7 protein-coding genes are annotated in these 11867 nt (G+C 59.9%); all 7 read right to left on the bottom strand.

From position 1 onward, the window contains the following. Window positions 1–1914: 1914 nt before the first annotated feature. Entirely contained in the window at window positions 1915–2913 is a 999-nt protein-coding gene (locus tag A3M3_RS0120540; RefSeq protein ID WP_197023106.1) for a DDE-type integrase/transposase/recombinase, read from the bottom strand. 32 nt (window positions 2914–2945) lie between these two features. After that, window positions 2946–3350: a hypothetical protein gene (locus A3M3_RS0120535; protein ID WP_231497171.1), complete on the bottom strand. Its 405-nt coding sequence runs from the start codon at window positions 3348–3350 to the stop codon at window positions 2946–2948. A gap of 2446 nt (window positions 3351–5796) precedes the next feature. Continuing rightward, the gene (gene trxA / locus A3M3_RS0120525) at window positions 5797–6123 is read right to left on the bottom strand and encodes a thioredoxin (RefSeq protein WP_028267905.1); all 327 of its coding nucleotides are present in this window, start codon (window positions 6121–6123) and stop codon (window positions 5797–5799) included. Window positions 6124–6159: 36 nt separating this feature from the next. Beyond that, entirely contained in the window at window positions 6160–7116 is a 957-nt protein-coding gene (trxB, locus tag A3M3_RS0120520) for a thioredoxin-disulfide reductase (protein WP_028267904.1), read from the bottom strand. A 212-nt stretch (window positions 7117–7328) separates the two neighbouring features. Continuing rightward, window positions 7329–8966 carry a hypothetical protein gene (locus A3M3_RS0120515; RefSeq protein WP_028267903.1) on the bottom strand — a complete coding sequence of 546 codons (1638 nt, stop codon included), beginning with the start codon at window positions 8964–8966 and terminating at the stop codon, window positions 7329–7331. A gap of 142 nt (window positions 8967–9108) precedes the next feature. After that, window positions 9109–11172, bottom strand: coding sequence for a murein biosynthesis integral membrane protein MurJ (gene murJ, locus A3M3_RS0120510; protein ID WP_028267902.1), 2064 nt, complete (start codon window positions 11170–11172; stop codon window positions 9109–9111). 60 nt (window positions 11173–11232) lie between these two features. Next, a complete protein-coding gene (locus tag A3M3_RS0120505; protein ID WP_442853125.1) occupies window positions 11233–11781 on the bottom strand; it encodes an NUDIX hydrolase in 549 nt (182 codons plus the stop codon). Window positions 11782–11867 lie beyond the last annotated feature (86 nt).

The raw sequence follows: 11867 nt of genomic DNA, 5'->3' as shown, positions 1-11867 counted from the left end.
GTATCGCCTGTGCTGTGCAGTGTTTCACGTGAAACACTGCGGTCTTCTTCCTGGATGACGCGGCGCGCGATGGTTCGCCGTCGGACTCGCTTTGGAGACTTCGCCGTTCTGCTTCGGTGGGGACTTTCCGGGCCGACTGTGACGGCATGTGTGTATCCCGAATTTTCGGCGAATCCGAACTATTTGCGCACCTCATCTGCTAGCAGCCAAGTGTGCACCCTTATCAGTCCACACCCAATAGAAGCCATTAGCTCCGTGATGTTTCACGTGAAACGAGGCTCCTTAAGAAGATCGAAGCCGTGAAAGGACAAACAGAGCCGCCAGCAATTGATACTTAACTATCAGTAGGGTTTTGCGTCGTGCGCTTTACGTTCGCGGTTCCGCGTGGGTCTGGGGTTTCTTGGACGGTGGCAGCAGGGTCCCCGGTTGGTGCTATCTATCCGCTGGAAACACTTTCAATCATCGAACGCAAGGGCCAGCGGTCCCGAGAGTGTTGGCGCTGGATATCCTGGGCTTGTGGCGCGCAATAGCGCGGTCATAGTTCCCGTGCGCTGGACATCGGCCTGGACGCTCCGTTGTAGTCGATCATGTCCGTTATTGCTCAGTTTGGAGATCGGTGGTTGTTTCGTTCTTCCGTGTGGTCCTCGTGGAGCGCGGTTGCTGTGCAGTGCTGGCGAGTGGTCCTCGGCTGGTGACTCAGCGGGCAAGCTAACGTGCGAGGTACCTCGGTCACGTGGATCTGACTATTCTCCCCGTTGACGCCTTCATGGCGAGGGTGTATTCAGCGAGCACCCGAGTGATCCCTGTACAAGCTGATAGGAGTGCTCCAAGAGGAGAGTTGCAGATCCGCAGCGATGGTGCCCCGTTCCGTTGTGCGCCCCGTTAGGCGCTTCGATGTGTCCTTGCTGGCGGTACAGCGTGTCTCAGTGGTGATTGTGAGTAGTGGTACACACGCCCTGTCTCCGTAGATTCTCGCTCGATCTTCATTCGGCGAATGCGCTTGTTTATGCTCCCCGGCAGTCAAGTGAGAGTGTTGCGTGCATGCTTGGAGAGCGCTCTCCGTGGCGGGTATTGCGTGACGCTCTCGATCTGGCGTGTTTAGAAGGTCGGCGGTGGACACAGCGTGCGGATCCCGGCCGTCGCCGCCGATATGGCCCGGCAATCCGTTTGGGCCGATGCGTGTCGTCGACTCGCCTCGTGTCACATGCCTGCTTCGGTCTTGACGCCAGAGCTACGCAATCCTTGCACTCTTGATTGCGAAGGCTGGATCACGTTTGTTCTGGGAGGCAAACGGTTGTTCCGTCGTACGCTAGTTTTGAAGTGTGGCGGGAGAGTTCGGCGCTGGTGAAGACCATGATTGTATGTGGAAGCCAATGACCGCAGGAACCAGAGTTCTTCGGTGTCTGGTGCCTTTGTGATAGTTAGGAGACGCGTACGAATACCCAGCTTGGGAACCGTAGGCGAACCACGGCGGCTGATCACATACCTGTCTCCCTAGTCTCCGGGAGCATCATCGCCAACTCCTGGGGCGAGCTGCTTAACCGAGCTGCGTACAAGGCGATGGATGGGTGCAACAGCTATCGCGGACCGCGCTTCACATTGATGTGGATCGATGGTTTTGTGGCTGTCCCAGAGCTGTTGAAAAGTCCCTGGAAGCCGGTGGATATCGCTGTGGATAACTTTGTTGATAAGTAGTGGGGGCTGGCAGTCTGTGGATGCCAAGTTGCGACGCTTCCAGTGGCCGTGGACTGGTACGGCGGAGGCCGTGATTCATTGGTGTGATTGTTTCACGTGAAACGGTCCCTAATTCTCGAAAGCCTGCTGATTCTCTCGAATTTGTGTCGAAAACGGGTAGTCTTTCTCGGTTTCAGGCCAGTTCTGACGTTGCTCCGAAAATTGTCAAGCTGTGTGGAGTCACTGGGCTAGTTTTTGGGGTGTTTTGGTCTCGGGCAGGTTGATCCCGACGTGTTGGGCGGGGGCCGGTGTGGTGGGTCGTTGGCGGAATCTTTCTGGGTGTCGTTCGTAGTAGTCCTGGTGGACTTTGTCTCGTTTGTCCCAGAGTTCTTTCCACGAGCCGTTGTGGACTTGTGAGGGTGAGAACAGTGCGATGCCGGAGTGTTTGTGATCGGTGCTGTACCAGTGCACATAGCCGGTGAGGTACTCCCTCGCGGCCTCGAGATCGTCAAAGGTGCGGGGGTAGCCGGGCCGGTATTTCATCGTGCGAAACCCTGACTCCGAGAAGGGATTGTCGTTGGAGACGTACGGGCGGTTATGGGACAGTTCCACACCGTGGGCGGTGAGGGTCTCACGGAGCAGGTTTGATTTCATGGCCGGGCCTGAATCGGCATGCACGATGTCCGGGGCGCCGTGCCGGGCGATGGCTGTCTCGAACATGTCCGCGGCGAGGTGGTCGGACTCGCGTTCCTCCACCCGCCAGCCGACGATCTCCCGGGAGAAGATGTCCATGATGGAGTACACCTTGAAAACCTTCCCCTGCCACTTGGAATAGACGTCGGAGATGTCCCAGGACCAGACCTGGCAAGGTCCGGTCGCCTTGAGCACCGGCTTCTGAGCGGAACCCCGCTTGCCGCCACGCTTGCGCGGGAAGGTTGGGCGGGCCAGCTGATCCTCGTACCCTGCCGCGATCCGCCACCAGGTGCGGTTGGAAGCGAGCAGCACGCCGTCGTCCCAGGCTGTGGCGAAGGAATGGTCAACAGAGTTGCCCTTCCCCCAACCGGCCAGGATGAACCCCAGGATCCGCTCCTGATGCGCGGAGCTGATCCGGCATTCGTAGGCCCGGTCAACCTGGTGGATCGGGTCCTGCACCGCCGGACGGGGATTGAACCGGTAATGCCAGGTCCCGCGCGACACGCCCGCAAGCACGAGCGCTGTCCGCTGGGAGCCGGTGATCACATGCAGCGCCAGGACAAGACTGTTCTCGGCCGCTACGAATCCTTCTGAGCGCTCGTCTGGGTTGTATCGGGCTCGGGCACGCTCAACTCGTGCAAGAGCCCGATAGCTTTTCCCAGCGCGGAATTCGTATCCTCCAGCTCCTGCACCCGCTTCTGGAGTTTTTCGACTTCGGCACGGTGGGCAGCCATTTCCTTCGAGCGTGCTTTTTCAAACGCGGAGAGCTCACGATTTGTAGGGGCCATGCCTCCATGCTCCCGCGGAATCAGACCACGGTCGATATCGCCCTGGACCAACATCTTGCGCCACCTGCGGAACGTCCAGTCGGAAATGGGCGTCGAGGCAAGCCACTCCTTCCTCGTCCCGTGCGGCTGCAAATAATACTCATGCATGAACTCACGGATCTCTTCACGCGTAAAACCCTTGTTATCAACGGGCACCGCCGGCTCCTTCAATCAACAGCTAATGAATGACTCACAACCAGCTTGACGAAGAGGGCTCTAACAACCTTCACTCTCTGAACGAGGGTCTACTCATTTGCGCGCGCTCGAAGTCCCGCAGGCCGGGCTCGAACGGCGGCACTGCGTATAACCTGGGTCGGTGGATATCGCTGTGGATAACATTGTGCATAACTTTCGACTGAACGGTGGATATCTATTCCGGCATGGCTTAGAGGAGGCACTCGGTACGCCCTTACGGAAGACCTATCGGCTTCTGATTCTTAGCGATTTTTCGAGGTCGTCTGATGTTACGGGACACGCTAAGGTGAACATCCGCTCCGGAGTTTCGATATGTTTCACGTGAAACAGTGGCTCCCCGGGGACGCAGATAGTGAAGTTTCCAGGTGAACAAGGGATGCCGCAAAGCTCACTGTGCTTCATGTCTGGAATACATCCTCACGAGCCGAATGCGTAGGGGATGATCGACAGCGACTTGGGACGAGCCTGATTAACCTCCGGGCAGCGTGTTTGGCATTGCCTGGTGCGCATTTCGGCGAGAAAATTTGGGCTCAGGAAGGCTTCTGGCCGATGCATCTGTCGCGTCCGAATCGCCGGGAGATGAGCCAGGCTGTGCAATTTCGGTGGATGCAATTGGTCCAGCTGCCGCGCCGGATGACAAAGTTCCAAGCAGAGTGAACGGTACAGGTCGCGGTCCAAGTCCAGAAGGCCCTCCGCCGTCATGCCATAGTGTGCAGCTGAGAGTTTGAGCATCTGTATTGGCCCTACATTCTTGAGGTGAGCTGGTCAGTGGTGGTTCGGGAAAGGTCTGTTCGGCACCGGCTAGCACGTTTGGATGCACTAGCGCCCAGCGGATTACCGCATGACCCAGCAGCCCGCGGCACTGCCCAAGCCCAGTACTGCCGATGCCATGACGTGGATCATGGTCCCGATCGCAAGTGGGGAGTTTAGAGGGTATAAATACTGGGCGCTGTATCGACTTCCCCGTGAACGAGGGATCGGTGCTTGGGTGCCTGCGGATTCCGCCAGCACCGACTGTCACCCATCTGTGGGACGAAGATCGACGGGAAGCCTTCCGACAAGGGACTTTGTACCGGCCGAGAGCTGCACAGATAGTATGAGCTTGCACGAAGCATTCGATCGGGTGATTTATTCGGCTTAAGCGCCAGGCACGCCATGCGAAGCAGATGTGGCTCTAACAAAACGGAAGGCTCACACGCCGTTCCAAGACCGTGAGCACCACTCCCGGCTCCTGGTTCGGGAATGGTGGCGTGGGGATTCTCCATGACCTCGGTCCGCTTCCACTAGAACTCGCTTGAAAGGATCATTCAGCTCAGTACCGGGCGCGGGGAACCTCCAGTGGTGAATCGCCATCCTGCCCACTTCCGTGTCTTCCTTGGATGAGCGATTCATCTTTTGTAGTAACAGCCCTACAATCCCCAGGAACAACCACAAGGAGGTTTCGCCTTCCGGGTTAGAAATGGCGGCGATGCCGTCAAGTGTCTCCGATGGTATGCGGCTCCAAGTCGTTGACGAATGCATGAGCAGTTGGGCGGTCTCCGCAGGCGGGGATCCTTCCTACCCTGGATCTGTTTCGGCGAATTGAAAGAATCACTATTTTCCGCAAATGTAACTGAATAGCTTTCCGATTAGACAATATTCGTCCAGCCTCTTTATGACGCTGCGGGTGTGATCGTTTTGTGCACGGTTCGGCTTATAGACTCGGCGCGCGGTCTCCGATGGAGCTATGGGAGAGACTGCGATTTCCCGCCTCGATGCATGTGCCCTGGCTTCGAAGCGGATGGCTAAGAGATGGTTAGCACTGCAGGATAGAGTCGGCTAGTACCGTTTCACGTGAAACATTGTTGTAGATCCTAAGAAGACATTTGCCCAAGTTGATTGACGATAGGGCCGGACCATTGAATATTCGCGGAGACGTGACGCGCCCGACGCCGTTCAGTGAGGAACGAGTCCAGACAGTCTGCAAATATAGAGGCCCAAAGATGCGCTCCACTGACCCACCACAAATCGGGGATGTTTCACGTGAAACAGTCCGTGCCCGAAGGACCAGGCACTAGACGACTTAGACCACTGGTATAACTTCTCCCCCGAAATGCCCGACACCATGTTTCACGTGAAACGGTCCTCTGCCCATTCTGAACCACTGACTATTGAGCACACTACAGCGAGAGAAGCGCCAGAGATTGGCTAACTGGCTCTAGTGTGCAGTATGTCCGGCTTCGTCCAAGGCCATAACAAAATTGGCGCAGCTCTTCGAACTGAAATCAGGTTCAGAGACAAACTGCGGGCCCTCTTTGCAATCGATAAGAGCCTCTGGGCATGAAAAAGCCGGTGATTGTCGCTCAAAAGCGAAAACCACCGGCTGACTCACAAGCGAAAGAACGCCTGAGATTCCTAGTGCAATGCCTTAGGACAGGACGGACTCAAATTCCTTTTCGAAGAACTGCTTCGGCTTGGCACCGATAACCGTGCTCTTCACTTCTCCCCCGCTGAAGAGGTAAACGGCCGGGATGGAGGTGATTCCATATTCCGCCGCGATAGCGGGGTTGTCGTCGACATTCAGCTTGACTACGTCAACTTTGTCACCGTACTCAACCGAGATTTCGTCCAGAATCGGACCCAACTTACGGCACGGTCCGCACCATTCTGCCCAGAAATCCACGATGACAGGCTTTTTAGCGGCAAGCACGTCGGTGCTGAAACTAGCGTCGGTAACGTCTTTAGCGTTGCTCATAATTCTTTCCCTTCGAATGGATGGCTGCTGTGCCGATTAGGCGTGCAGGTCTGCAAGATAGTGCTCGACGTCCAAGGCGGCGACACAACCCGAGCCGGCCGCTGTGATGGCCTGGCGGTAGGTCGGGTCAACCACGTCCCCCGCGGCGAAGACGCCCTTGATGCTCGTCTTCGAGCTGCGGCCCTCGACGGCGATGGTACCTTCAGGAGCTAGCTCCAGTTTGCCCTTCACCAGCTCTGTCCGCGGATCGTTGCCAATGGCCACGAAGACCCCAGTGACAGCGAGCTCGGACTCGGTACCGTCGACAAGGTTCTTCAACTTCAGGCCAGTGACCTTATCGCCTCCGATGACGTCCTCGACGGCGGAATTCCACACGAACTTAATCTTTTCGTGGGCCTGCGCACGGTCAGCCATGATTTTGGAAGCCTTGAGAACATCGCGGCGGTGCACCACGGTAACGGACCTGGCGAACTTGGTGAGGAAGATTGCTTCCTCCATGGCCGAGTCGCCGCCACCGATCACGGCGATGTCCTGATCCTTGAAAAAGAAACCGTCACAGGTTGCACACCAGCTCACTCCGTGGCCAGAAAGGCGCTTTTCGTTCGCAAGCCCGAGTTCTCGGTAAGCAGAGCCGGTCGACAAGATGATTGCCCGTGCCTTGAAGGTCTCCCCTGTGCCGATAGTCACCGACTTGATGTCGCCGTCGAGATCCAGTTCGGTGACATCCTCAAACTGGATCTCTGTCCCAAAACGTGCCGCTTGCTTTTCGAAACTCTCCATGAGATCGGGTCCCATGACGCCTTCGGGGAAGCCCGGGTAGTTTTCGACGTCCGTTGTGTTCATCAGTTCCCCACCGGCTGTCACGGAACCGGCGATGAGCAGCGGGTTCATGTTGGCGCGCGCGGTGTAGACGGCTGCCGTGTAACCCGCAGGCCCTGAGCCTACGATGATGACATCACGCACTTGTGACGCGGTGTTTTCTGCGTTGCTCACTGTTGGGTGAACCTCTTCCTTAGTCGATGCACCGGATTATCGCGGCGGGCCACATGGCACAACCCCATCGCGGCGTCTAATATTCCGGCGTTTCCGGGGACCCTAATATCCACCAACATCAGGGTACCGTCTGCCGGCATGGAGCCGGGAAGGGCCCGGACGCCATCGGCCGACGGACGCTGGGCTACTGGACAGGGCTTACTGGACCAGGCCTACTGGACCTTGATCTCCGCAAGGCGTAGGCCGTAGCCGTAGCGTGTCTTGGGCGCCGTGAGCTTCGGCAGCGACTTGATCGAGATGATCACGTACTGGGCGGTCACAGGGGTGCTGAGAGGCATGGCGAGTTCAGGAGAGGTGAAACTGTTGGTGCCTACCAGTTTGGCGCCGTCCATGGCCGGACGATCGTTGGTGTACACGCTGATGTTTCCGCCGGAAGCCCCCAATTGACTCAAGATGACGGACTTGACTTGGGCTGGAGCCTGCAGCTTGACGAGCAAAGAAACTCCGTCCGGCGCGAGGCCACCCCAGTCCGCAGTGGCAAACTCCATATCTGACCAGTAGCTTGCGGCATTGCCGTCATATGCCTTGACCAAGTCTTTGTCGTAGGTCGCGGCGAAGTCGAAATCGCCAATACGGGTGACTCCATCAATGACCGGCGGCGCGGCGACCACAGGGGCTGTGGAACTGCTGCTTGGCTGTCCGTTTCCTGTTTGAGGCGCTGCGGCGGACTGCTTGGCCGCCGGGGCGCCGCCGGGGATGAGGTTGCCGAGGTTAGTGACGGCAAGGATCAATCCGACGATCAGGACAGCGGCTAGAACGCCGCCTACAAGCCATCGGAAGGATCGCGGCTCACGCACGGGCTCATCGTCGTAGTATTCGTCCTCCTCGAGAGGCTCGGCCTGCTCGCGGGCCGTCGCCGGGAAGCTCGACGCGCCTCGTGTGTACCCGCCCGCTGCGGCGGCGGCCGCACCGCGGGAGGCGGCGTCGTCCTTGATGTAACCGTAGTCGTCATCTGCCCAGAGAGAGACTTTGGCGTCCTGGGCGGGGGTCGCGGAGGTCGGCGCTGGCGCATTGGAGGCGGGAACCGCCCGCATTGTGGGCTCCTGCTGGATTTGCTGGGGGGCCGTCTGGCTTGGCTCGGCGGACCTGGCAGCATCCGAGGCCGACGATGCAGGAGACGTTCGCTGGCCGTCGTCGGAGCTTGACTTGCCGGCACCCTTCACGGCGGCTGCGGCCGCGGCTGCTGCCGCCCCTGCGCCGGCAGCAGCGGCGGCGATGCGGGAACCGATAATCCCGGGAGCCGACGTCGGCCGGTCGGCTGGCCTCGGGGGAACCACCGGGCGGCGCGGGTCTTGGGCAGGAGCAGTAGCTTCCCGCGGTTCACCGGCAGGGTTCGGTTCGACCTCGTCGTAGCTGATGTACTCGGCGTCGTGCTCGTCGTCGTCGTAGAGTCCGTCGTAGGTCTCTGGCTCGTGGGACCGCGCCTGGCCGAAAATCTCGCTGCCAAGCGTGTCCGTAAAGAACGGCTCGACGTACGGCGGGTTGGTTGCCACCACAAGGTCCAGCAGATCAGGAGCGCTGCTGTGGTTGGTGATGAGGTACGTGGTGCTGTCGCTGACGCCTAGATCCAGGATCTGGACGTGCCCGGGCCGTTCGCCGGTGGCTACCTCGCGGGCGCTCTTGGCAACTTGCTCAGCGTTCCCCGGGCCGGCTACCAGGATACTGACAGGCCTGTTGAGGACCTGGTCCACGCCGTCGAGCACCAGATCTTGGTCGTGCGAAGTCAACACGGTGGCTGTGACTTTGTAGCGGCCGCCAAGCACTGATCCGACATCGATCGGGTGGGACACGGGTTCCTCCTAGACTGTCCGGAAGCTGCGGGTCCTGAATACGTGATCCGGCCAGCCGGGTGACCCGTGGTCTGCAACTACCTGTATTAGTTTCTGATCCTAGCGGATTGGGCCGTTCGGGCCCCCGGTTTGCGCTGAAACGTCACCTTTTACGGTGAGATCCACCGCGGAAATAGGGGTTGTTTCCCAGCGTCCCCTGGTAAGTGCGGCGGCCAGGCAGCGGGATGCCAGGGCGGCCTACGCCTCCCTGAGCGGTGCCGGGGAGGTCCTCATCCGGCAGGTAGGACTTCTCGACGTCGGACCAGGCATCCACCTTGTCCTTTCCCTCTTGACCGCCAGCTGCGTCATCCCACGTTCCGTCTTTCGCCGGGATGGTTTCCAAGGCGGGACCGGCCCGGAACGACGCTGCGTCGAACTCGCCCGAGATGCGCGGAATGAGACCGGTATCGTCGGATACCGTGGCGCGGACCGGCGTCGGGGGCTGCTTCCCGCGTGTGGACGGGGCCGGAGTCGAAGCGGGGCCGCTACGGCCCAACCGGCCGAGCAACGGCCGGAGCAAATCGCGCAGCTCGCTGACGTGGAAGACTCGCAGCAGCAGCAAGTACGCGAGCAGCATGACGGGCCCGACGACGACAACCGTCACCAGGGCGGCGGGCCTGCTGCTCCAGGCGAAGCCGTCGGCTTGGTAGCTGCCCAGGAGCCACAAAGCCAAAGCGCCGGCGATTGCTGAGCCGAGCGCCGCGTAGCCCATGCGGATGTAGGAGTTCGCAATGCGAGGCCCGTCCACATGGCCAAGGAGCCGTCGCAGGAACCAGACACTGATGACCACGGAGAGAATGTTGCCGAGCGTGTACAACACGGCAATCGCGAAGATGATCTGGCCCACCGGCAGGAACTGGATGATGAATGCGCCAACTACGTTGAGCACGGCCAGCATGAGCTGGATGTAGAACGGGGTACGGGCATCCTCATTGGCGTAGAAAACGCGGGACATCATGAAGTTGGCGCTCATGAACGGGGTGCTCAGCGCGAGGATCGTCAGGGTCTGGGCGAGCATGACCCCGTCCTGGGGCTTCCCGCCGGAGAAGAACATGCCCAGCGGACCAGCGAGGGCAAAGAGGGCCAAAGCCCCGAAAACGGTCGCGACGGCCATAGTCCGCAGTCCGTGCGAAAGGGCTTCCCGCAGTTCGGCTTTGTTGCCGGCCTGGGAGGCGTGGGCCATGCGGTTGAACAGCACGGTGGCGAGCGACAACGCAATGATCGAGTGCGGTAGCAGATAGAGCTGGCTGGCGACTTCCAGGACCGCGTTGCCGGGAAGGGTGGCGGCGGCCGGATCTTGCGCGTGCTCAAGTCGAAGGCGCTCAGAGCCGGGAATCGTGGCGATCCTCATGACGTACAGGAAAGCGAGTTGCCCGACGGCGGCGGTCAGGAGCGTCCAGATGCTCAGTTTCGCTGCCTGGCCCAGTCCCACTCCCCGCCAGCCGAAGCGGGGCCGGAGCCCGAGCCGCAGGCGGATCACCGGAACGAGGAGTATGGCGGTCTGCGCGAGCACGCCGACGGTGGAGAAGCCCGCGATCAGGAAGGTCTGGAAAGGCCCCCAATTGTCCAAGGTGTGTGGGTTGGTGTTGTTGGCACCGAGGATCCAGATGAACATGCCCAGTCCGGCGATGGCCACCACGTTGTTCAGGATCGGCGCCCACATCGCGGGACCAAAGGCGCCGTTGGCGTTGAGGACCTGGGTCAGCAATGCATACAAACCGTAGAAGAAGATCTGCGGCAGGCAATAGAACGCGAAGGCTACGGCCAGCGATTTCTGCTGGGGAGAGTAGCCCTGGGTAGTGAGGTCGATAACCATCGGCGCGGCCAGCGTGACCAGCGCCGTCAGGCTCAAGAGAACCAGCACGGCCAGGGTCAGAAGCCGGCTGATGTAATCCGCGCCGCGGTCCGGACCCTTGCTGGCTTTGATAATCTGCGGGACCAACACGGCGTTGAAAACGCCACCGGCCACCAGAAGGAAAATCAGGTTCGGCAGGTTGTTGGCATTGATGAATGTGTCGTTGACCGTCGATCCCAGGCCCAGTGCGGCACCAAGCATCCAGGTTTTGGCGAAGCCGAGGAACCGCGAAACGAGCGTCCCGGCTGCCATGACGGCGCTGGAACGGGTTTCACCGGACTGGGTTGACTGGGTTGTTTTGGCGGCAGACATTGTCATTATCGTCCCACGAGCCGGGCTGCCTGTTGCGTCAAGACTTTATCAAAGACCGTATTAAAGGTGTTCGGGCAGTACATCCCGGGCAAGATCGGCGATCCGCCGCTCATTGGGGAAGGACAGTCTGCGGGCCAGTTCCCGCAGGGGAACCCAAGCGGCGTCGATGGCCTCTTGGTCGGGATCGTTCTCGATGGTCAGTTCCCCGCCCGTGGCCCGCAGCAGGAAATGGTGCACGGTTTTGTGGACGCGATGCCCGCTCACGGTGAACCAATAGTCGATGCTGCCTAGCGGAGCCAGGACACTGCCTTCGATTCCGGTCTCTTCTGCGATCTCGCGGACGGCAGCTTCCTCGTTGTTTTCCTTGCCCTCGGGATGCCCCTTCGGCAGGCACCACTCAAGGCGGCCACCCCTGTTAAGGCGGGCGATGATCGCAACCCTCAGTTCGCCGTCGGAGGTGTCTACGACGACGCCGCCAGCAGAGACCTCCTCTACCGTGGGAAGGGAGGCCTGAGCCGGGTGCGGAGCGGGCGCGACGTGGGCACCAATTGCCGACGGCAATGGTGCGTTCGTCCTCCTGCCAGGAGCACTCGGGATCGGGTTGGCCATGAAGTCCACTCTAACGACTCTTGCCCGTTGGTGATGACCGGGACATGGACGCCCGGTGACGTGCGGATGGCGTTCGGCCGTGATCC

It is taken from the genome of Arthrobacter sp. MA-N2, assembly GCF_000517125.1.
GTDB classification, from domain to species: domain Bacteria; phylum Actinomycetota; class Actinomycetes; order Actinomycetales; family Micrococcaceae; genus Arthrobacter; species Arthrobacter methylotrophus.
Note: the sequence above shows the minus strand (reverse complement) of the source record. Positions and strands in the feature narration are given on the sequence as shown.

Coding starts and splice junctions, on each gene's coding strand:
- trxA (WP_028267905.1), bottom strand. CDS start 6,123: ATGAGCAACGCTAAAGACGTTACCGACGCTAGTTTCAGCACCGACGTG.
- murJ (WP_028267902.1), bottom strand. CDS start 11,172: ATGTCTGCCGCCAAAACAACCCAGTCAACCCAGTCCGGTGAAACCCGT.
- A3M3_RS0120505 (WP_442853125.1), bottom strand. CDS start 11,781: ATGGCCAACCCGATCCCGAGTGCTCCTGGCAGGAGGACGAACGCACCA.